A 22,001-nucleotide genomic window follows, 5' to 3' on the forward strand; every position below is an offset into this window, starting at 1 on the left:
CGTGGTCTCGACACCGCTCCAGATCCGGTTTGTACACGCTGGCGTCGTGTCTCACCGGGGCCAGCCCGGTAGCGCTGTCCCGGTGTGCGCGTCGCCTGCTGCGGTGTCACCCGCCAAGATCGACGGCTGCGGCAAGCCTGGCTGGTCCAGCCCACCACAGCCGTGGCCACAGCGGTGACGCTCTAACCCTGGCCTCAGGTTGATCGGGGACCATGAGCGGCAAAAGCATCGACTGGAGGGGGCGGTCCGGCGTGCGGATCATGATCGCGGATGACGAGGCGGCCATCCGTGAGTCGCTGGAGCGGGTGCTCCAGGTCGAGGGTTACGACACCAGCACCGTCGCCAACGGTCTCGCCGTGCTCGACGGGATCGACGACGACGAGCCGGATCTGCTGATCCTCGACGTGATGATGCCCCGCCTCGGCGGGGTGGAGACCTGCCGGCGGTTGCGGACAGCGGGCCGGGATCTGCCGGTGCTGATGCTGACCGCCCGGGATCAGGTCTCCGACCGGGTCGCGGGGCTGGACGCGGGTGCCGACGACTACCTGCCCAAGCCGTTCGCCACCGAGGAGTTGCTGGCCAGGGTCCGGGCCCTGCTGCGCCGCCGCGCGCCGGGCGACGACGAGTCGCAGATCCTGACGTTCGCCGACGTGCGGGTCGATCCGGACAGGTTCGAGGCGTGGCGGGGCGGGCGGCCGCTCCGCCTGACCCGGACCGAGTTCTTCCTGCTGGAGGTCCTCGTGCGCAACGCGACCAGGGTGTTGACCCGGGGCGAGCTGTTCGGGGCGATCTGGGGCTTCGACATGAGCGTCACCTCCAACAACCTCCAGGTGTACGTGAGCTACCTGCGCCGCAAGATGGAGGCCGAGGGTGAGCCGCGACTGATCTACACGCGGCGCGGCCTGGGATACACGTTGCGGGAGACTCCTCCGTGAACAGGCCCGCCGGCCGGGGCCCGCGGCGGCTGACCCGCTGGTGGCGTCGGCGGTCCCTGCGGACCAGGCTGACGGTGATCGCGGCGACGGCCATCGCGGCCAGCGTGTTCCTGGCCTTCCAGGTGGCCAGCGAGCTGCTCGACTGGGAGCTGCGGAACACCGCGGAGGACCAGCTGCGCGCCGACTCCCGCGTCCTGGCGGCGAACGCGGAGCACGCCGGTCTGGCGCAGCTCCAGCTACCGCCGTATCCCGGATCCGGCCGGCTGGTGCGGGTCATCCTGCCCGACGGCTCGATCCGGACGCCGGACGGCCAACCCGCGCTGCCCCCGGTCAGCGAGGACGCCGGGCGCGTGGCGCGGGGCGCGTCGACCGACCTGATGGAGTCGGGCGACAGCGACGACGACGGCTACCTCGTCCACACGCTGCGGGCAGGCGGCGGCGCGGTCCAGGTGGCCCGCGCCGCCGACGACACCCCGATCAACCAGTTCGGGTTGGGCATGCTGCTGATCGGGCTGCTCTGCGTGGTCTGCGGCGCCCTGGTCGGGCGGGCCGTGGCGCGGACCGGGCTGGCACCGATCGACCGGCTGACCGCCGCCGCCGTCCGTGTCGCGCACACCCGGGATCTCGACGCCGACATCCCGGACGAGGGCGGTGGGGAGATCCGGCGGCTGATCCAGTCGATCAACGACATGCTCGCCGCGCTCCGGGACTCCCGGCAGGCCCAGCGACTGCTCGCCGAGGACGCCGCCCACGAGCTCAAGACCCCGCTCACCAGCCTGCGCCTCAACATCGAACTGCTGGTCCGGCTCGATCGGCGCGGCACCCTGGACAGCGCACTGCCCTCGGAGAGCCGCACCCGGCTGCTCAACGACCTCGGCGCCCAGGTGGCCGAGCTGAGCACCCTTGCCGCCGAGCTGACCGACCTGGCGCGCGGTGACGTCACCGACGAGAACACCGAACTGCTCGACCTCGCCGACGTGGTGGTGGCCGCCTCGGCGCAGGCGTGTTCCCGCACGCCCGACATCGAGGTCGCGCTCGACGTGACCTCCGTGTGGGTGAGCGGGCGTCCCGCCGCGCTCCAACGGGCGGTGCTCAACCTCATCGACAACGCCGGCAAGTGGTCCCCCGCGGACCAGCCGGTCCAGGTTCGGCTCCGTGCCAGGGGCGCGTCGGCGGTGCTCGAGGTCGACGACGCCGGGCCGGGCATCGACGCCGCCGACGTACCGCGGGTGTTCGACCGGTTCTACCGTGCCGACAGCGCTCGGGCGTTGCCAGGATCCGGTCTGGGGCTGTCGATCGTGCAGCGGGTCGTCGACGCCCACGGCGGCCGGGCCACCGTGGGCCGCTCCCCACGCGGTGGCGCGTTGCTCCGGGTCGACCTTCCGGCTGCCCCGATCGCGGGGCCGAAGGGCGGCGACCGCCGGGGCCCGTGAAAAGAGCCGGGACGGGACTGGGCCCGTTCCGGCTCTCGTCCGTGCCGCACTCACCGCTGCAGCGCGGGCTCCGCATCGTCGGCCAGCGACCGTCGACCGTCCGGCAGCTCCACCGGCCGGGACAGCCGGCTCGGCCACCACATCCGCCGGCCGATCAGCAGGGTGAGGGCGGGCACGAGGACCGACCGCACCAGCAGGGCGTCGAGCAGCACGCCGAACGCGACCAGGAACCCGACCTCGATCAGCATCACCAGCGGAAGCGTGGTGAGGACCGCGAACGTGGCCGCCAGCACCAGGCCTGCCGAGGTGATGACGCCGCCGGTGGCGGAGAGGGCTTTGAGCATGCCCTCTCTGGTGCCCAGACGCGCGGTCTCCTCCCGGGCCCGGCTGGCCAGGAAGATGTTGTAGTCGACGCCGAGCGCCACCAGGAACAGGAACGCCAGCAACGGCACCGAGTAGTCGATGCCCTTGAACCCGAGGATCGTGTCGAAGACGAACACGCTGCCGCCGAAGGCCGCCGCGAACGAGACGACCACGGTGGCCATCAGGACCAGCGGGGCCACGATCGCTCGCAGCAGCAGCCCGAGGACGATCAGGACGACGAGGAGCACCAACGGGATCACCAGCTTCTCGTCGCGGCTGGTGGTCAGCTCGGTGTCGAGGTGCTCCGCACTCGGCCCGCCGACGATCGCCTCCGCCCCGCTCACCGCGTGCACGGCGGTGCGCACCCGCTTGATCGTGTCGTACTCCGCGGCGGTGTCCGGCGCGTCCGTCGGGAACACCGAGATGTCGGCCCAGCCGCCGCTGGTCTGGCCCGGGACGGCCACTGCCACACCGCGAACGGCCTTGACGACGTCGAGCACCCGCTCCTGGTGCGCCGGCCGCGTGAAGATCGTCATCGGCTGGCCGCCGAGCTCCGGGAAGTGCTGGCGCAGAACGGTGAAGCCGGTGACCGACTCCGGCGCGGACACGAACTGGTCCTGCTCCCGCAGGGCGCCGGTGTTGCCCGTCAGTCCGAGGGCGAGCACGCCCAGGACTCCGAGCGAGCCGAGCGTCGCCACCCACCGGCGGCGGCTGATGGCGGCGCCGAGCCGCACCCACAGCCCCGGCTTCTCCTCCACGGCCGTGCTGAACCGCGGGATGGCCGGCCAGAAGATCCGCCTGCCGAGCACCACCAGCAGCGCCGGGAACAGCGTCAGCATGGCCACCAGCGCGCACAGGATGCCGGCCGCACCGATCGGGCCCAACCCGCTGGTGCTGTTCAGATCCGCGACGAGCAGGCAGAGCAGGCCGGCGATCACGGTGGCCGCGGACGCGACGATGGCCGGTGCCGCGCCGCGCAGCGCGTGGATCATCGCGACCCGGACGTTCTCGTGGTGGTGCAACGCTTCCCGATATCGGGCGATGAGCAACAGCGCGTAGTCCGTGCCGACGCCGAACACCAGGATCGTCAGCAGCGCCGAGTTCTGGTCGTTGATCACGATGCCGAAGCCCTTGACGAGCAGGTAGACGGTCGCCATCGAGGTCAGTGCGGCCGCGCCCACGGCCACCAGCGGGATGATCCACAACACCGGGCTGCGGTAGGTGATGATGAGCAGGAGCGTGACGACGACGAGGGTCGTGAGGAGGACCTGCAGGTCGATGCCGTCGAAGACGGCGTCCATGTCGCCCTCGATCGCGGCCGGGCCGGTCACGTCGAGTTCCAGGCCGGCGGGGCGGTCCTTCGCGGCGTCGCGCAACGGGCCGACGATGGCCTCCGGTGCGCCGTAGGTCGTGCTCACGTCGAGGGTGAACATCATCGCCTTGCCGTCAGCGGAAGGTCTCGTCTGCGGGCCCTCGTCCTCCTCGCCCTCCGGGGTCACCACCTTGGGCGGGTACCGCTTGGCGAGGGTGTCGTAGTGGCGCTCGACCGTCGCGCGGTCGGCGTCGGTGATGCCGCTGTCGCGGTGGTACACGAAGACGAACGTGTTGTCGTTCCCGCCGGGGAGACTGTCCTCCAGCACCGCGACCTTGGTGGACTCTGCGCCGGCCGGCAGGGTGTCCGCGGCCTTGTCGGTGGTGACCGAGCTCAGCTTTCCGCTCAACGGCCCCATGATCACCGTCAGCACCAACCACAGGCCGATCACCGACCACGGCACCCACCGGCCTGCCAACCGACCGGCCGGTGCTTTCCCGGACGGTGCTGTGTCGACTGCCATCTCCAGCCTCCTACCTACGTGCCTACGTGTACATCGCCTGTCTGACGCCGACTTCCTACCGAGCGAAGGTGAGAGGACCGTTAATGCGGTGGTCAGGCCCGTCGAAAGTGCTAAGAGGACTTCACGGGTAGTACCGTCGTACCGCCTCCCTGCCGAAATGACGACCGCGGTACGACGAAACGGGACGGATTTCGGCCTAGCGTCTGGACTATGACGAAACCTGACAGTCCACTGTGGAGGCTAGGGGCGGCCGCCGTGGCGCTGGCGACGGCGTTCACCGTCGTCGCCTGCGGGTCGAACACCGGCAACGGCGTGGCGCCTCCTTCCGCGGGCTCGCACAACGCGCACTCGGGCCAGCCGCCGGCGGCACAACTGCCGTTGCGCGCCGGCGAGCGGTTCGTCGACCTGAAGATGGCCGAGTCCTACACGCCCCAGCCGCCGGAGGGTGGTGGCACGGACGAGTACCGGTGCCAGGTGATCGATCCGGGCCTGACCAAGGCGGAGTTCCTGACCGGGACCCAGGTCACGCCGGAGAACGTCGCCCTCGCGCACCACGCGATCGTGTACGCGGTGCCGCCGGGCGGCGCTGCCGCGGTGCGCGAGCGGGACGCGAAGACCCCCGGCGCCGGCTGGCAGTGTTTCGGCGGGACCGGCGTGGAGGGCGCCGAAGTGGAGCAGGGCGAGGCGGCGTGGGTGGACACCTGGGCGCCGGGTGCCTCGGAGACCCTGTTCACCCAGGACGTCGGCTTCAAGCTGGTGCCGGGCAGCCTGATCGTCCTCCAGATGCACTACAACCTGCTCGCCTCCGACGGCAGGCCGGCCGGGTCCGACCGCTCGGCGGTGCGGCTGCGGCTGACGGACGGCACGCCGCAGACCCGGGAACTCGACACGTTGCCGCTCGACGCGCCGACCGACCTGCCCTGCGCCGCAGGCGAATCGGGTCCGCTCTGCGACCGGGCCGCCTCGATCGCGGACGTGACGAAGCGGTTCGGGCAGGAGGTCGGCGAATCCGCGGACCGACAGGTGGAGGAGTGCGGCCAGAGCGCGCCGAAGCCCGGCAACACCCAGACCTGCGACCACGAGGTGGAGGCGCCCATGACGCTGTTCGCCGGGTTCGGCCACATGCACCTGCTCGGGCGGGCCATCAAGGTCGAACTCAACCCCGGCAAGCCGAACGCCAAGGTCGTGCTGGACGTGCCGCAGTTCGACTTCGACAACCAGCGGCTGATGAAGCTGCCGGAGCCGGTGGAGATCGGTCCGGGGGACACGCTGCGGGTGACGTGCACGCACGACGCGGGGTTGCGCAAACAGCTGCCGCAGCTGAGCAAGCTGCCGCCGCGCTACGTGGTGTGGGGCGACGGCACCAGCGACGAGATGTGCACGGGCATCATGACGGTCTCTCCCCGCAAGTCCTGAAGGGAGGGTCGGCCACAACATGATCCGGTTGCGTTGGGATTCCCCGAGGCGGTCGCCGGTCTGGGTTCTGCTGCCGTTGCGTGCTTTTCTCGGTGGCACCTTCTTTTACGCCGGTTTCTCCAAGCTCCTCGACACGCACTACTTGGACGGCACCTCGCCACTCGGTGTCCACGCGCAGATGGTGAACGCCGCCGCGACCTCCCCGATCGGCCCGCTGGTCTCGCTGGCCGCCGACCACGCGACCGTCGCCGGGCTGGCGATCGCTTTCGGGGAGATCGCGGTCGGGCTCGGCACCCTGCTCGGGCTGTTCACCCGGCTCGCCGCACTCGGCGGTGTCCTCCTCTCGCTCAGCTTCTTCCTGACGGTGAGCTGGACGACTCGGCCGTACTACCTCGGGGCCGACATCGTGTTCGCCTTCGCCTGGACCCCGTTGCTGATCGCGGGCGACGCCGGGGTGTTGTCACTGAGTGCCCGGCTGCGTGCGAAGGTGCGGCACGGGCTCGGCCTGCCGGTGCACCCCACGCCGGCCGAAGACGGGACGGTGCGGGACGACGTCGAGCGGCGCACCGTGCTGCGGGGCGGTCTGATCGCAGGGGCGGCGACCGCTGCCGGAGTCACCGCGGGCAGCGTGCTGGCGCTCGCCCGGCACCCTGCCGGCCCGCCTGCGGACTCGGTGAGCCACGGCGCGGTGATCGCCGCGGTCGACGACGTCGTCGTCGGCTCGTCGAAGAGCTTCACGATGCCGGACGGGACGCCCGCCCATCTCCTGCGCCCGGCGCAGGACACCTTCCTGGCGTTCAACGCCACCTGCAGTCATCAGGGCTGCCCGGTCTCCTACGCCGGCCCGGGATTCCGGTGCCCCTGCCACGGCGCCACCTACGACGAGAACGGAGAGGTGACCGGAGGGCCGGCACCCGCACCGCTGACCAAGATCCCGATCAAGGTCGTTGAGGGCCAGGTCGTGCTCGCCTGATCTTCGGAGTCCCTGCGGATCCCTGACGACGAGATGTGCACGGGCATCATGACGGTCTCCCACGCGGAGCGGCTCGGCCCGGAGCGGTGCGGCTGGGAACCGCGGTCACGCCTCGACGGACGCGCGAGACGAAGGGCTAGATCGGCCGGGTGAGTCTCAGGTCGTAGGCGAGGATGACGGCCTGGACCCGGTTCCGTGCGCCGATCTTGGCGAGGACCCGCCCGACGTGGGTCTTCACCGTCGACTCCGACAGCGTGAACCGTTGCGCGATCTCGCCGTTGGTGAGTCCGTGGCCGATGGCGACGAGGATCTCGCGCTCGCGGCCGGTCAGGGAGTCCAGCCGGGGATCCTTCCGCACGGACCCGCAGAGGTCGTCGTCGAGCTGGTCGGCGACCGTGTCGAGCAGCCGCCGAGTCAGCACGGGCGCGATCACCGCGTCCCCGGCGGCGACGGCCCGGATGCCGGCGAGCAGCTCCTCCGGGCGGGTGTCCTTGAGCAGGAAACCGCTTGCCCCGGCCCGCAGCACGGCGAACGCGTACCGGTCCACGTCGAACGTCGTCAGCACGAGGATTCGCGAACGCCCACCGGCGGCGATGCGCCGGGTGGCCTCGATCCCGTCGACGCCCGGCATGCGGATGTCCATCAGCACCACGTCGGGATGCAGCTCGGTGGTCCGCCGAACGGCTTCGGCGCCGTTCTCGGCCTCGCCGACGATCTCGGTGTCGGGGGTGCTCTCCAGCAGCATGCGAAACCCGAAGCGCTGCAACGGCTGGGCGTCCACCACGAGCACGGAGATCATGAACGGCTGCCTCTCAGGGTCGCGTGGACGCCGTAGCGCGGCGGGTTCGGCCATGCCGCCGAGGCCGACACCGCGTCGCCCGGCGATGCCTAGTTCATACCGAGCGGACCTGAGACGACCGTTAAAACAAATGCACACAGGCGAAATCTGAGGAAGAAAGACCAATCACTGCCTCCGCGGCGTCACGGTTGCAGACGCAGGCGTGCCTGGACGAGGTGCCGGCGGCTACACCGGTAGCTCGACGTACTCCGTGTACTCCCGTGCCCCTCGCGCGCGGAACACCGAACGGGCGTGCGTGAACGCCGCGTCCGCCGCCTCCGCGTCACCCCGGCTCCGGTGCAGCAGCGCGAGGTCGTGCTCGGTGCGGGCCCGCCACAGCGGTGTCTCCATGGCGTCCCAGATCGACATCGCCGCGTCGAGGTAGTTCTGCGCGAGGTCCAGCCGTCCCTCCGCCAGGTGCAGCTGGCCGAGGACGCGCAGGGTGATGGCCTGGCCCCAGCGGTCGTCCTTGGCGCGGACGGTGGCGAGCGCCGCTTCGAGCCGGGGCAACGCCTCCGCGCAGTGGCCCATCCGCATCTGCGCCTTGGCGTGTGCCCGCACGGCGTAGGAGTGCATGAGGTCGTCGCCGAGTTCGGCGAAGATCGTGGCGGCGTCGGCGCACACGGCCATGGACGTCTCGTAGTCCCCGCGTGCCCGGTGGTAGAGACCCGTGCTGCGCAACGACAGTGCGACCCCTCGTCTGCTGCCGGCCCGCCGGTACGCCGCCAGTGACTGCTCCAGGTCCGCCCACGCCTCGTCGTACTCGCCCAGTTCCAGGTGGACCGAACCCCTGATCCGCAGCACGTGCCCGATGCCGACCTGGTCGTCGAGCGCCTGGGACAGGGTGGCGGCCTGGCTCAGGAAGTGCACCGCCTCGGTCAGGTGTCCTGGTTCGCGGCACGCGAGGCCCATCCCGGTGAGCGAGGCGGCCTGGCCGCGCACGTCGTGCAGCTCGCGGTAGCAGCCCAGCGCCTCGCCGAAGAGCTGGCGGGCCTCGGCGAAACGGTCCTGGAAGAACCGCAGGCGCGCGAGTTCTGCCAGCACGTCCGTGGCGAGGCCGGGGTCGCCGACGTGCTGGGCCGACGTCATCGCGACGCCGATGATCCGGTCGCGGAGGTCGTAGCAGTTGGTCACCTGCTCGATCGCGGTGTGGGCCGAGACGAAGTCGCACACGTGCCGGTGCAGGCCGGTGGCGGCGGCGCGTTCGACCGCCACCGCGAACGCCGGTTCCTCGCCCAGCAGCCAGGCGTCGAGGTCGTCGGACAGGCGTTCGGCCATGGCGGTGACGCCGTCGGGTTCGCGGTGCCCGGTGGCCGGGCGCCAGGTGGACTCGGCCGAGGAGCTGTTCGCGGCCGTGCGGCTCAGCAGGGCGATCCAGCCGTCCAGGACGCGGGCGATCGACGCGGTCAGCTCGGCGGGCTCGTCGGCCTCTGCTCGTTCGCGGGCGTAGAGCCGGACCAGGTCGTGCAGCCGGTAGCGCAGGACTCCCGCCGCGTCGGCACCGGACAACGTGGCCAGCTGCGCGTCGACGAGCACCTCCAGGACCTTCTCCGCGTCCGCCTCGGACGTCTCGAGCAGCCAGCTCACCACCCAGGTGGAGAAGTCGGGCAGGCCGAGGTGTCCCATCCGGCCCAGTGCCGTGCGAGCCAGGTCGTCGAGTGCCCGGCAGCTCAACGCGATGCTGCCGCGCACGGCCAGGTCGCCCGCGGAGAGTTCGTTGAGACGCCGGCGTTCGTCGGTCAGACGATCGGCGAGGACGCGCAACGGAAGCTGCCGCCGCGAGGCCAGGCGGGCGCCGGCGATCCGCAACGCGAGCGGCAGGCGTCCGCACGCGTCGACGATCCGGTGCGCCGAGTCCACGTCCTCCGCCAGCCGCACTTCGCCGACGATCCGCGCGAGCATGTCGTACGCCTCGCCGGGCGTCACGAGGTCCAGTTCGGTGAACAGCGCTCCGGCCAGTCCGGCGAGGCGGTCGCGCGACGAGATGAGCACGGCACAGCAGGCGGCGCCCGGCAGCAGGGGCCGCACCTGTTCCTCGGACGCGGCGTCGTCGAGCACGACGAGCACCCGGCGGCCGGCGAGCAACGTCCGGTAGAGCTCCTGGCGTTCCTGCGCCGACTCGGGCAGTTGACCGGGGTCCATCCCGAGCGCGGTCAGGAATCGGCCCAGGACCTCGCCGGCGGTCGCGGGCAGGTCGCTCGTGCCGCGGAGTTCTGCGTAGAGCTGGCCGTCGGGGAACGACTCCGCCGCCACGTGCGCGGCGCGGACGGTCAGCGCGGACTTCCCGCACCCTCCCGGTCCAGCCACGATCTGCACGGCGGACCTCTCCTCGCACAGTGCGGCGGCCAGTTCCCCGAGCTCCCGCGCCCGGCCGGTGAAGTCGGCGAGCGTCGCGGGCAACTGCGCGGGTGCCGTCGCCAGCGCGGTCCTGGCGACCGGTGCCGCGTCCACCGCAACCAGCTCCAGGGTGCCGCGCAGGATCGCGGAGTGGATCGCGCCGAGCTCGGAGCCGGGTTCCACGCCGAGCTCGCCGACGAGCGCGTCCCGGCCCTCCCGGTAGCACGCGAGGGCGTCTGCCTGCCGTCCCAGGCGGTACAGCGTCACCATCAGCTGCCCGCGCAGCCGTTCGTTCACCGGGTATCGAGCCACCACGGCGGTCAGGTCGGCGAGGTGGCCGAACCGGCCGAGGCTCAGCTCGGCCGCGAAGCGTTCCTCCGCAACGGTCACCAGCAGTTCGTCGAGCCGTCGCGCCTGACCGCTCAGGAGCGTGTCCTGCAGGCCGGACAACGAGGGACCGCGCGACAACGCGACAGCCTCCGCCAGCAGCCGCGCCGCCTGGTCATGTCCCTGCTGCCGGGCTTTGCCGAGCAGGACGGCGAGCTCGTCGGCGTCGACGCGGGCGTCGTCGAGCCGGACCAGGTAGCCCTGCGACCTGGACACGATGACGTCGGGCGCACCGAGGTCGGCGAAAGCCTTGCGCAGCTTGGAAACGTAGGTCTGGATGAGTGATCGGGCGCTGACGGGCGGTTCCTCACCCCACAGCAGCTCGACGAGACGGCTCGCCGACACCACCCGGCCGCGCTCCAGCACCAGCGCGGCCAGCAGCACCTGCGGCTTGAGACCGCCGAGCGGTACGGCTCTGCCGCCCGCGAGTGCTTCGACCGGACCGAGTAGTCGGAACTCCAGCAAATCGTGACCTCCCCAGCGTCACCGGTGCAAGTAGATCACACCCGCCGGGGGGTCGTGGTTCCGGAAAATGCGGATATATCAGGGAAGAATGGGACCGTAGAGGGCTTGGGCGGATCCCGTCAGGTACGCCCAGTACCGATCGCCGTAGGACCAGTGCCACCACGCACTCGGGTAGTTGACCAGTCCGGCGCCGCGCAACGCCTGCGCGAGAACGGCGCGGTGGCGGCGCGCGGTGGCGTCCACCGCCGGATCCTCGGTGTGGGACCGCTCCGTCGTGGTGTCGTTGACCGCGGTGCCCAGCTCGAGCTCGATCTCGTCCACCGTGCACAGGCTCAGGTCCACCGCGGCCCCGGCGACGTGCGGTGCCACCTCCGGAGGGGAACTGCGCATGCTCGCCCTCTGTCGCAGCACCGACTCGCCGGCCTGGGGTGAGCGCGCACGGGACTCCGCGACGGCCGACTCGAACGACGCGATCTGCAACGCCTGCGGCCGGTACCCCTCGACGATCAGCAACTTCAGCTCCGGTGGCAGCAACGTCTGCGCGGTGACCAGCCGGTCCACCACGCCGAGCCGCAACTGGGCGTACAGCCCCTCCTCGTCGGCGAGCCGGCTGTCGAGCCGAAGAGCGGCAACGGTGCGCAGGTCGACCAGGGGCTCGCCGCGCTCGCGCACCGGAACCGCCGCCACAGCGGGATCCGACAGCCACACCATCTCCAACGACTCTCCTCCTGGTTCACCGTTCTGATCACGCGGTCGCACGACGGTGCACGCGCGTACTGGAATTTTTCTTTAACGCCACGTACGTCCGTCCGGACGCGGCCGGCGCGTCCGGTGGCGCGCTTCGGGTGGCACAACGCCATGTGCACACGTTCTGTGCTGCGGTTAAAGGTTTCGTGGACCGTCTTGAAACCCCTCCTGGCGAATGTTGGGTCCATCACCGGCCGGACACACCGACCGGATCCCCCCACCAGAGCCGAGGAGAACCACGTGTTCCGATCCGCAATCCGCCACAGCGAGCCCAAGCCCACCGGCACCGGCCTGCGCAAGGCCACCCGCACCGTTCTGACCGCCGCGCTGGCCTTGATGACCGGCACCGTCATGCTGGCGACGCCGGCCAACGCGGCTCCGTCGAGAGACCGCATCGTCGACGCCGCCACCGCCGAGCTCGGCGGCTCCGCCTGTTCGCCCGGCTACAACAACAGCTGCGGCATGGCGTGGTGCGCGGAGTTCGCCCGCTGGGTGTGGAAGAAGGGCGGCGTCTCGGACCTCAAAGGCCTCGACGGCTGGGCGCAGTCGTTCAAGTCCTACGGCCAGGACAACGGGACCTACCATTCGCGGTCCAGTGGGTACACGCCACAACCAGGTGACGCCATCGTGTTCGACTGGGACCACAGCTCGGGCGACGACCACCCGATCGACCACGTGGCCATCGTGACGAGCTCCTCCAGCACCAGGGTCAACACCATCGGCGGCAACCAGGGCAACCCGAGCCGGGTCCGGCGGTCGAGCTACCAGCGCTCGAACGGCGACATCATCGGCTACGTCTCCCCCGTGGGCATCGGCGACGGCGGTGGCGGCACCACTCCGCCGAAGCCGGTCGTCGACCACAGCATCACCGGCGACTCGTTCACCGACCTGGTGGGACGCAAGCCCGACGGCACGTTGTGGATGTACGCCAACAACATCATCCGCGACGACGGCCAGCCGTACCACGACGGCCAGGAGATCGGCCACGGCTGGAACGGCTTCGACATCGTCCTGACCGCCGACGTGACCGGCGACGGCTACACGGACGTGTTGGCGCGCAAGCCCTCCGACGGCTCGATGTGGCTGTACGCCAACGACGGCAAGGAAGACGGCACGCCCTACGCCTCCGGCCGCGAGATCGGTCTCGGCTGGAACATGTTCGACACGATCGTCGCGGCCGACGTGACCGGTGACGGCTTCGCCGAGGTCCTCGCCCGCAAGCCCGACGGCTCGCTGTGGATGTACTCCAACAACATCGTCCGCGACAACGGCAAGCCCTACAGCCAGGGCCAGGAACTCGGCTTCGGCTGGAACATGTTCGACAAGCTGGTCGCGGCCGACGTCACTGGTGACGGCTTCTCGGAGATGCTGGGACGCAAGACCGACGGCACGTTGTGGATGTACGCCAACAACATCCTGCGCGACAACGGCCGGCCCTACAGCCAGGGCGTGGAGATCGGCAGCGGCTGGAACATGTTCGACACGATCGTCGGCGCGAACGTGACCGGTGACGCCTTCTCCGACCTCGTCGCCCGCAAGCCCGACGGCTCGTTGTGGATGTACTCCAACAACATCCGCCGCGACAACGGCCGGCCCTACAGCCAGGGCGAGGAACTCGGCTTCGGCTGGAACATGTTCAACATCATCGTGTGACGCGATTCCTTCGGAAGGCGCGCCCGGCGGTTGCCGGGCGCGCCTTCGGCGTGTGCTCGGAACGAACAAGAGACGGCCACCACACGAGCGTCCACTGTGGTGAGAGCGACAGCGGCCGACGTCGACTGCAGCGCAAAGGGAGCCTGCCAGGGCCTCAGGCCTGGACAGGCTCCCCGCGGTGGTTCAGGTGACGGTCAGGAGCACCTGCGCCCGTCGTTCACGCACTTCACGATCTTCGCCATCGTCTGGTCGGAGTTGACGTTGGCGAAGTCGTTGTGGTCGGAGAACGGGTTGTGGTTCTCCTCCGGGAAGGCGTCGAGCTGGTACTGGCCCTTCTGCTGGATGTCACGGGAGATGTCGTAGGAGATGCTGATCCGCAGCTGCGGGATGGCCTTGAACCCCTGCGGGCACGCGCCGGTCTGCTTGTCGGCGAACCGGACGTGGTCGCGGTGGTTGGCGCTGTCGGCGTTCTTGCCGTCCCAGCAGCCCGCGAAGTCGTGCACCCGCATGACCTTGCTGCCGTTCGGGCAGATCACGTACTTGTCGGACAGACGGTCCTCGGACCCGCTGCAGGTCCACGTGGCGCGGGCGTTGGCGGGGCCGCGGCTGGTCGGCTTGGCGTCACCGACGACCATCTTCAGGAACTTCGGCATGGCCGTGACCTTGCTGGTCGCGTTGCCCCGGTACTCGATCTTCACCTCGGCCGGCCGGACGATCTTGCCGTTGTTGCCGACGAGTTCCAGGTTCTTGCCGGTGGGAGCGGCCAGGGGCGGCGGAGGCGGCGCGGTGGTGGTCGTCGCACCACCGTTGTTGTTGCCGCCGTTGTTGTTGTTGCCGTTGTTGCCGCCGTTGTTCTCGTTGCCGCCCTCGTCGCCCTCGTTGAGACCGCACTTCGCGAGGCGGTCCAGCCCCTGCGGCTTCTCGGCGTTGCGGCCGATCGCGATCGCGATCCGGTCGAGGGTCGCGACCCGCTTGTCCTTCAACGGCCCGAGAATCGCGTTGTCGATGAAGTTCGGTCCGCCCTGGCCCTTGGTCTTCACCAGGCGCTGGTTGGCCTCGGCGATCTGCTTGTCCAACTGGTCGAGGTTGTTGTCCACCTCATCCAGAGCCTGGTCCGGCACACCCGGCAGCGCCTCGCGCACCGACGGGCACTTGATCGTCGGCGTGGCGGCGTCCTGCTCGGCGCCGTTCTGCCCAGCCTGCTGAAGAACGCCGTCCGCGGCGAACTTGTGCGGCTTCGACGAGTGGTTGCCGCCGCCGTGACCGCCGCCGTGGCCCCACCGCAGGTCGCAGTCGGCGAGCGGCGTCAGGTTCGGCTTGCGCGCGGACCGGCTCAGGGCGTTCGCGATGCGTTCGAGGGTGGCGACCCGCTTGCTGCGCAGCGGGCCGAGAACGGTGTTGTTGACGAAGTTCGGGTCGCCGGGGTTCTGGGCGCTCGCCACCCGGTCGTTGGCCTCCCTGAGCTGCTGCGCGAGCTGCTGGAGGTTCCGGATGATCTCGTCGCGCACCCGCTGCGGAACGGCCGGCAGGCGCTGGGCGACACCCGGACACGCGACCTCGCCCGGACCGTTCTCCTTGATCTTGTCGGGGTTGGAGCCGACGTCCTGCGGGTTGGCCTTGGTGTTGATGCGCACGACCGGCCAGAAGTAGGACGAGCGGTCGCCGTTGCGGCAGGTCGTCTCCGCGTCGACCAGGCTCTCGTCCGTCGACTCAGCGCTGATCGACTGGTTGCCCACGAAGTCGTGAACGTGCTGCGCACCGTGCTTCAGACCCGGCTGGGCGACCGGGTTGTCGGCGCTGAACTTGCCGGTCTCGTTCGTGCCGCAGTCGACCCTGAAGACGCCACCGGCGCCGTTCTTGCCGACCTTCGGTTCGACGACGTTCTTGCTCACCTTCTCGATGGGCACGAACGCGCCGAGCGGTGCCGGCTCGCCGTCTTTGGCGGCCAGCGCAACGGTGGCGGTACCCGCTGCGACCACGGCCACCGCCGACAACGATGCGATCAGGCGAAACTTCCGTCTGTCCGTCACGCGGTGCGTCATGCGTACTCCTCGTTCGTGCGGCGCATGAACGGGAATACGTACAGAACAGTTCATCGGCTCAACCGAATTGTTACCGCCGAAACAAGACCGAACGCGGCCACCCCTGCACCCGCTCGACCGCAGGTCGCACGACAACCCGCGGCGCGGATCAAGACCGTCGGCATCGTGGTCAGCGGCAGGCCGCTTCGGCGGATGTCAGCGACCGGGCGGGCACCGGTGACAACTACGTCGGCCGTTCCGCCGTCACGAGCCAGGGCGGCACCAGCCCGACCACGATTCGGCCGTGGCGGCTCCTCGCCGCAACGGCCGTTCTGTCGTCGTCGGCTCCGCAGCCCGAATGAGTTGAACTTCGACTGCAACAAGACGGGGCGATAGTGCGTTCCAGCAGCATGCGGAGCCGAAGTCGGCGCCGCGCCCACAAGGAACTTCGCCCCGGAGGTAATTGGCCACTTTCTGGCAACGAAACCCCGCCCCGTCGCTCGCCGGCACGGGCACACTCTGCGGTGACGACGTCGATCCGTTGCCGCACAACAGACTCTGCCGCTACCGCAGTGCCATAGAAATCGCGAATCAACGGCGCTCAAAGGCCTTTTCAGGCGCGCGGAAGAATGATGAGTCTACGTCGCCGGGAATATCCAGAATGTTCACCGCCGCGCGTAACGCGGATCGATGACGGTCCGATCAGCAATGTGGTTCAACCGGAGCGCGACTCACCGCGTCTCCCCATTCAACAATCAGTGACGTTCACCCCTGTTCAGGAATCGGAGGGCTGCAGCGGCGATGAGTAACGGCCTCTCCGCATACTTGTCGATGTTCTTCGGCGGGACGGCAGGTTTCAGCCGGCTGTTCGTTCTGCTCGGGCTGGCGCTGGCCGTCGGCAACGGGCTGCGGTTCCTGACCAGCAGGCCGTCGGTGGCGATCGGCGCGCTCGGCTCGCCGCAGCCGGGGCGGTTCTTCACCGTGCCCGCCGTGCTGGTGCGAGGTGGCATTCCGAGTCTGTGGTGGCCCTTCGCGCTGCTGTGGCTGGGATTCTGGTTCGGCACCGGGTTCCGGACCACGCACTGGTCGCTCGCGGTGCTGGTGCTCGTGCTGGTCGCGGTGGCGTTCGGGCTGCATCTGCTGAGGGCGGCGCACGCGCGTCGCGGAGAAGAAGTGGTGTCCGGGCCTGCGTTGGCGGTGTTGCTGACGACGGGCGTGCTCGTTCTCTTCGGGTTGTTGCTCACCGTGCGGCTGGAGGTCGTGCGCGATCCAGGTGTCGGGTTTCTCGGTGCGCTCGAAGGGGATGCCCCGGCGGCGGCGCTGACCAAGGTGATCCTGCCCGCCGCGGTGCTCGCAGGGGCGCTGGGGCTGCTGGCGCTGAAGCTGCGGCCTGGGCGGATCCGGTTCGAGCGGCCGCGGCACGACCGGTGGCACGCCGGCGGGCTGGCCGTGGTCTTCCTGCTGTTCGCGGCGCCGCTGCTGGGCGACGGGCAGCTCACGCTGGGCGGGATCGCGACGCCGGAGTACGGGAAGATCATCTATCTCGCGGTGCTCGCGATGATGCTGGCCGACCACGCGTACGGGTTCCGGATCGAGCGCGACCCGCTGCGGAACGCGAGGACCGACCCGAAGCTCGCGATCAAGACGCGGCGCCACCTGCTGTACCCGTTCGCGTTGTTCGGCGTGGTCGGTGTCGCCAGCACGCTCAAGTCCGACATCGGGCCGTTGATCCCGGTGTTCGCGGCGACCGTGACCATGGTGTGGCTCGTGGTCCGCGCCGAGGTGTCGAAGTCGCTGTACGTGAGCGGTCAGCGGGGCGCGAAGCGGTCGATGGCCGCGACGCGGACCGCGTGGACGTTCGTCAAGCCTGCGGTCGTGCCGCTGCTCGCGCTGGCGGCACTGGGTCTTCTGGTCATGGTGACCACCTCGTACATCACGACGCGGTGGGAGACGCAGCGCAACCCGTGGGTCTACAACTGGGCGCAGTCCTGTGTGGACGCTCCGGAGACAGCGGCGCCACCGGCGGCTCCCCCGGGAACCGAGGCGTGCCAGGAGACTCTCGCCGGCGGTTTCGCCAGCACGAACTCGCAGATCGCGCAGTCGCTCGCCACCATCGCCGACGGCGGCGTGTGGGGCCGCGGACTCGCCGACACGACCTCCCGGGGATTGCCCGCCGGCAGCTCGGATCTCGTTCTCGCGGTGATCTGGAGCAAGCTCGGCGGCTTCGTGGTGCTGCTGCTCAGCGCGTTGCTGGCGCTGCTCGCCGCGGCGCTCGCGAAGCTGTCCCGCACCACGGGCCAGGCTGCGTCGCCGGAACGGCTGTTCATCGGCGGGTTCGCGGGCATGGTGCTGGTGCAGTTCCTCTTCGTGCTGGCCGCGACGGTCAACGCCGTGCCGCACTCGGGCATCACCGCGCCGTTCCTGTCCTACGGCGTGCAGTCCACGGTCGCGCTCGGCCTCGGCGTGATCATCGCGGTCGCGCTGCACTACCGGGCGGAACCGCGACCCCAGCCGTCACCGAGACCGAAGCAGGCGCTGAGTCTGAGCTTCTCCCCCGCATTGCTGGCCTTCCTGACCTGCCTGATGCTCGCGTGGGGCGTCACGGTCTGGCCCTACACCGGCCTCGCGGAGAACCGGCCCTTCTGCGCCACGACGTCGGCCGTGGTCGACGCCGAGCGGTGCTCGACCGACCGGATCGCGCACGCCCGCACGTCGGTCGAGCTCGTCGTCGGCGGCAAGGCGCAGTACGTGCGCAAGGGCGCCGACCCGAGCTGGACGCCGGTGGGGCAACCCACCGTCGCGCTGGCCGATCTCGCCGGCATCGTGGACGGCAGTGCGTTGAACGACGCGCTGTCGAGCGGATCCGGCACGTCGCTCGCGGAACGCGTCGGCCCGGCGGCGACCACGACGCCGGGTTCGGTCGAGCTGTCGGTCGACCCCACGCTCCAGGCCGCCATGGCGACGGCGCTGCGGACGCCCTCGACCAGCGCCGGCCCGCTCGCCGGCGGACTGGTCGTGCTGGACGCGCGCACCGGGCACGTGCTCACGTCGGCCAGCGCGCCGACCGAGACCGCCCGCGCCACCGCCGACGTCACGGTCACGCCGGAGATGGAGAACTTCCTCACCGCGCACCGGAAGTACTACCACCGCAAGCAGGACGGCACGCCGGACGAGACGCGTCCCTGCAACACGGCCCAGCCGACCGACGAGGAACGCGCAGGCTGCGTTCGCTGGGGTCTGCGCGCGGATCCCGGCCCTCGTTCGGCCGAGGTGCAGGCGGGTCTGCGGGCCTACGTGGGTGGCTTGGAGGGCGTGACGCTGCCGGGTCCGACGGTCAACCGGGCGCTCGGCAAGCGGTACGGGCTCGGCTCCACGTTCAAGGTGGTCGTCGCGGCGGCGTACCTGCGCCAGCCGGGCACGACCGCCCAGGACCTGATCCCCGCGCCGCTGTTCCTGGAACTCGGCGGCCAGCGGATCAACAACTACGGCAAGGTCCTCTGCCCCGGCACGACCCCCGACGGGAAGATCTCGCTGACCCAGGCGCTCGCGGTCTCCTGCAACACCGCGTTCGTCCAGCTCGCGGGCAAGGTCGGCTGGCAGAGCGTCGAGGAGACGGCGAAGGCGTTCGGGTTCTCGCTCGCCGGGTCCGAGCCGGGGCCCGCGTGGCTCGCCGGGGTGACCGCGGGAGTGGACTCCGTTGTGCCGCACGGCCTCGCAGCGTCCGACATCGGCAACCCGGTGCTCGGCGGCGGTGAGGTCGAGGGCACGCCGCTGCAGATGGCCGCGGTGATGGCCGCGGTCGCCGGCAACGGCACCACGGTCCAGCCGTCGCTGGTCACCTCGGTCACCGACCCGAACGGCGGGCAGCGCCGCCCGGTCGCCGGTGAGACGCGCAAGGTGCTGGAACCCGCGCAGGCCGAGCAGTTGCGGCAGGCGTTGTCCGCCACCACCACCGCGGGCACCGCGACCGGACTGTCCACCGCGGACGGACGGGAGCTGTGGGTGAAGACCGGCACGCACGTGCTGGTCGAGGACGGCGCGGCGGCACCGCCAGGACAGTTCGTCCGGCAGATCGCGTGGCTCGTCGGCGCCGTGCCGACGCCGAAGGGACCGGTGTCGTTCGCGGTCGCCGTCGAGACGAGTGACGAGCAGGCCGGCGCGGCGCGAGTCCGCCTGCTGGCGCAGCAGGCGATCGACAAGGTCACGGAGGTGCGCGGATGACCGCCGACATCGACCCCCGCTTCGAGGAGGCGGCGCGGATCGAGGCCACCACGAGGTTCCACGAGTTCCTGGTGCGCGAGAAGGCACCGGCGAGCGGCGTGTGGCTGGTCAAGATCCGGATCGTGACGTCGCGCCCGCTGTCCGACCCGGTACGGGCGAAGATCCGCGAGTCGCTCCTCGACGTGCGCGGCGGCCACCGCGACGTCCGCACCAGGGTCACGTTCGTCGTCGACCCGGCCGTGCCGCGCGGCTGCGAGGTGCGCTGCGACGCGGCGGAGGCGGGCCGGGAGGAGGTCTCCGAGCCGCCACCGGAGTTCGACGACGACCAGTCCGAGCTGCTGGTGCTGAGCTGGGGTGCCCTGCGGTTCGAGTTCGTGCTGTCGGCGAGCCCGAAGTGGTTGCCGTTCGGCCGCCCGCACGCCAGGGACGACTACGGGCCGGGCGTGGTGCTCCCCCGCTCGATGCTCGCCGTGCCGTCCGGCAGGCTGCTGGACTTCCGCTTCCACAACGGGCAGCTGGAGCTGCGCCGGTTCCCGCACGGCCCGCACATCGCGGTGTCCGCCGACGACCACCTGCTGATCGCCGAGCAGAGCCCGCACGTCGTCGGCCGCCGGGGCCGCATCACCTACACCGACGTGAACACCGGTCTGGGCTGCACGCTCGACTACGAGCTGCAGGACTGGCTGGTCGGTCAGCCGAGCGTGCCGGGCGAACCCGACCACCTGGACGGCTCGCCGCACCCCACCATGCACGAGACGGGCCGGATCCTTCTGATCGAACCGCCGTCCACCGCGAACAAGCCGGAGGAAAGGCTCTTCCCGGTGCCGTCGAGCAGCCCGGACCGGCCGATGCGGCACCTGGTGACGCAGGTGCTCTACTCCGTGGCCGCCGAGCAGGACCGGCCCGCACACCGCTGGCACGTCAAGATGTACCGCTGCGCGACGCCGCAGCACGCCGCCCAGCTGCGCCGGTACCTGCGCACCCAGGCCGTGCTCATCGAACAGGTCAACGCCTCGGTCGGAGGCACCGCGCAGGCGCCGCCGTGGGTGATCACGCCGGTGCACGTGCTGTCCGGCCGGACCGGTCTGACCGGACCACCGCAGGCGACGGATCTCTCGATGCCGGAACACGAGGTGGTGTCCGACCCGGAGAACCGGCTGTCGGCGTGGTTCGGCGTCGCCGACCGGCCTCAGCCCGCCTGCTTCGTCCTCGTCGTGTCGCCGCTGCTGACGCCTGTCGGCTGGCCCAGGGCGGACATGCGCACGGTCGCGCCGGGCGTGGAACAGCTGCCGGAGTTGCGCACCCTCGCGATCGGCCTGGACGCGATGCACAAGCGGGACATCGCGCACTGCGACATCAAGCCGGCGAACGTCTGCCGCTACCTCACCGCGAACAACCGCAGCGGGTACGTGCTGATCGACGGCGACTCGGTGGCGCGTGCCACCGCACAGTTGCCGGAGCTGAGGTTCAGCGCCGCCTACGCCTCACCGGAGGTGCTCTACCAGCGGCACCGCATGCGGGCGCCGGGAAGGGAACGGCAGGAGATCGACCTGCGCGAGCACGACCGGTTCGGCTTCGCGCTGGTCGTGCTCACCGCGGTCGCCGGCGAGGACCGGGTCGCGCCGATGCTGACGCAGGACGACGACGGCCGGCGCACGGTCGACTCGCCGGACGTCGTGGCCGGCGCGCTCGCGGCCTACTGGCCGGAGCACTGGCGGCCGTTCGCCAAGGTGCTCGCGGCACCCTTCCAGCCGAGCGCGCTGGGCGGCGACGAGTGGAGCGCGACCAGGTGGATCGACGAGCTGCAGTCGCTCATCCGGACCCGTCCGTCCACACAGGACGATCGAGGCGAGGACGAGCCGCTGCCCCCGGTCGGCAGGCACGCGCGGCACGTGGACGAGATCCGCGCGGAGGTGCGGGCGCAACCGCCGGGGCACAAGAACCGCGTCCCCGCGGTCGTCGCGGCGGTGCAGCGGCACCAGTTGTCCGTGGCGCGGCACGCGTACTGGCGGGAGGTCGCGGTGCTCGGCCTGCTGCCGATGGCGGTCCCGCTGATCCTGCTGTTCGGCCTGTGGATGGGGAGGTGATGTCGTGCGCTACGAGGAGACGCTGCCCGGTGCGTTGCGCGACGCGGTGCGCCGGGTGTGCCCGCCGCCGGACTTCGACGAGTCGATCCGGCACGTGATCGGCGACTGGGTGCTGTGGGAGGAGCCGACCGCGACGGTCGCGCGGCGGGAGGCCGAGCCGCACGTGCACGGCTATCTCGAACAGGCGGCCGCGGCGGGAGCGACGTGCGGCAGGGCGTTCGCCCGGATCGTCCTGCTGCCGGTCACGGCGTTGTTGCTGGTGCTGTTCGTCCTGCTGGCCCTGCTGTGAA

At 70.5% G+C, this 22,001-nt stretch carries 13 protein-coding genes; 8 read left to right on the forward strand and 5 right to left on the reverse strand.

Translation table 11 applies throughout. From position 1 onward, the window contains the following. Positions 1-251: 251 nt before the first annotated feature. Positions 252-935, forward strand: a complete 684-nt coding sequence (locus tag ACIRG5_RS35675) for a response regulator transcription factor (RefSeq protein WP_402913347.1) — start codon at positions 252-254, stop codon at positions 933-935. Beyond that, positions 932-2,368 (forward strand): ATP-binding protein, encoded by a 1,437-nt coding sequence (locus ACIRG5_RS35680; RefSeq protein WP_402913182.1) that lies wholly within the window; start codon positions 932-934, stop codon positions 2,366-2,368. Before ACIRG5_RS35675 ends, ACIRG5_RS35680 begins: the two co-directional genes overlap by 4 nt. A gap of 50 nt (positions 2,369-2,418) precedes the next feature. Here ACIRG5_RS35680 and ACIRG5_RS35685 read toward each other — a convergent pair whose 3' ends face one another. Continuing rightward, complete coding sequence (locus ACIRG5_RS35685; protein WP_402913184.1) at positions 2,419-4,566, reverse strand: MMPL family transporter; 2,148 nt, start codon at positions 4,564-4,566, stop codon at positions 2,419-2,421. A gap of 210 nt (positions 4,567-4,776) precedes the next feature. Here ACIRG5_RS35685 and ACIRG5_RS35690 point away from each other — a divergent pair, with 210 nt between their 5' ends. Further along, on the forward strand, positions 4,777-5,982 hold the full coding sequence (locus tag ACIRG5_RS35690) for a hypothetical protein (RefSeq protein ID WP_402913186.1): 1,206 nt from the start codon (positions 4,777-4,779) through the stop codon (positions 5,980-5,982). A gap of 19 nt (positions 5,983-6,001) precedes the next feature. Next, positions 6,002-6,955, forward strand: a complete 954-nt coding sequence (locus ACIRG5_RS35695; RefSeq protein WP_402913189.1) for a Rieske 2Fe-2S domain-containing protein — start codon at positions 6,002-6,004, stop codon at positions 6,953-6,955. Positions 6,956-7,091: 136 nt separating this feature from the next. On the opposite strand, the gene ACIRG5_RS35700 is transcribed toward ACIRG5_RS35695, so the two are convergent. From ACIRG5_RS35700 to ACIRG5_RS35710, 3 genes are all read right to left on the reverse strand, one after another. Continuing rightward, on the reverse strand, positions 7,092-7,754 hold the full coding sequence (locus ACIRG5_RS35700) for a response regulator (RefSeq protein ID WP_402913192.1): 663 nt from the start codon (positions 7,752-7,754) through the stop codon (positions 7,092-7,094). 225 nt (positions 7,755-7,979) lie between these two features. Beyond that, positions 7,980-10,982 (reverse strand): BTAD domain-containing putative transcriptional regulator, encoded by a 3,003-nt coding sequence (locus ACIRG5_RS35705; protein ID WP_402913195.1) that lies wholly within the window; start codon positions 10,980-10,982, stop codon positions 7,980-7,982. Between the two features lie 78 nt (positions 10,983-11,060). Further along, positions 11,061-11,693, reverse strand: a complete 633-nt coding sequence (locus ACIRG5_RS35710) for a M15 family metallopeptidase (protein WP_402913349.1) — start codon at positions 11,691-11,693, stop codon at positions 11,061-11,063. Positions 11,694-11,969: 276 nt separating this feature from the next. Between ACIRG5_RS35710 and ACIRG5_RS35715 the strand changes: the two genes are divergently transcribed. Further along, positions 11,970-13,382 (forward strand): FG-GAP-like repeat-containing protein, encoded by a 1,413-nt coding sequence (locus ACIRG5_RS35715; RefSeq protein ID WP_402913197.1) that lies wholly within the window; start codon positions 11,970-11,972, stop codon positions 13,380-13,382. A gap of 194 nt (positions 13,383-13,576) precedes the next feature. On the opposite strand, the gene ACIRG5_RS35720 is transcribed toward ACIRG5_RS35715, so the two are convergent. Beyond that, entirely contained in the window at positions 13,577-15,424 is a 1,848-nt protein-coding gene (locus ACIRG5_RS35720) for a DUF1996 domain-containing protein (RefSeq protein ID WP_402913199.1), read from the reverse strand. A gap of 810 nt (positions 15,425-16,234) precedes the next feature. Between ACIRG5_RS35720 and ACIRG5_RS35725 the strand changes: the two genes are divergently transcribed. The 3 genes from ACIRG5_RS35725 to ACIRG5_RS35735 are packed head-to-tail and all read left to right on the forward strand — an operon-like array spanning position 16,235 to position 22,000. After that, positions 16,235-19,624 (forward strand): penicillin-binding transpeptidase domain-containing protein, encoded by a 3,390-nt coding sequence (locus ACIRG5_RS35725; RefSeq protein ID WP_402913201.1) that lies wholly within the window; start codon positions 16,235-16,237, stop codon positions 19,622-19,624. Next, positions 19,621-21,711 (forward strand): hypothetical protein, encoded by a 2,091-nt coding sequence (locus ACIRG5_RS35730; RefSeq protein ID WP_402913203.1) that lies wholly within the window; start codon positions 19,621-19,623, stop codon positions 21,709-21,711. The genes ACIRG5_RS35725 and ACIRG5_RS35730 overlap by 4 nt, the downstream gene beginning before the upstream one ends. 4 nt (positions 21,712-21,715) lie before the next feature. Next, positions 21,716-22,000 carry a hypothetical protein gene (locus ACIRG5_RS35735; RefSeq protein ID WP_402913206.1) on the forward strand — a complete coding sequence of 95 codons (285 nt, stop codon included), beginning with the start codon at positions 21,716-21,718 and terminating at the stop codon, positions 21,998-22,000. Position 22,001: the final 1 nt, after the last annotated feature.

Source organism: Lentzea sp. NPDC102401 (assembly GCF_044765805.1).
Lineage (GTDB): Bacteria > Actinomycetota > Actinomycetes > Mycobacteriales > Pseudonocardiaceae > Lentzea > Lentzea sokolovensis.

Excerpts from the sequence above, each read along its gene's own strand:
- ACIRG5_RS35720 (WP_402913199.1), bottom strand. The coding sequence starts at position 15,424 with ATGACGCACCGCGTGACGGACAGACGGAAGTTTCGCCTGATCGCATCG.
- ACIRG5_RS35685 (WP_402913184.1), bottom strand. The coding sequence starts at position 4,566 with ATGGCAGTCGACACAGCACCGTCCGGGAAAGCACCGGCCGGTCGGTTG.
- ACIRG5_RS35700 (WP_402913192.1), bottom strand. The coding sequence starts at position 7,754 with ATGATCTCCGTGCTCGTGGTGGACGCCCAGCCGTTGCAGCGCTTCGGG.
- ACIRG5_RS35725 (WP_402913201.1), top strand. The coding sequence starts at position 16,235 with ATGTTCTTCGGCGGGACGGCAGGTTTCAGCCGGCTGTTCGTTCTGCTC.
- ACIRG5_RS35695 (WP_402913189.1), top strand. The coding sequence starts at position 6,002 with ATGATCCGGTTGCGTTGGGATTCCCCGAGGCGGTCGCCGGTCTGGGTT.
- ACIRG5_RS35710 (WP_402913349.1), bottom strand. The coding sequence starts at position 11,693 with ATGGTGTGGCTGTCGGATCCCGCTGTGGCGGCGGTTCCGGTGCGCGAG.
- ACIRG5_RS35690 (WP_402913186.1), top strand. The coding sequence starts at position 4,777 with ATGACGAAACCTGACAGTCCACTGTGGAGGCTAGGGGCGGCCGCCGTG.
- ACIRG5_RS35730 (WP_402913203.1), top strand. The coding sequence starts at position 19,621 with ATGACCGCCGACATCGACCCCCGCTTCGAGGAGGCGGCGCGGATCGAG.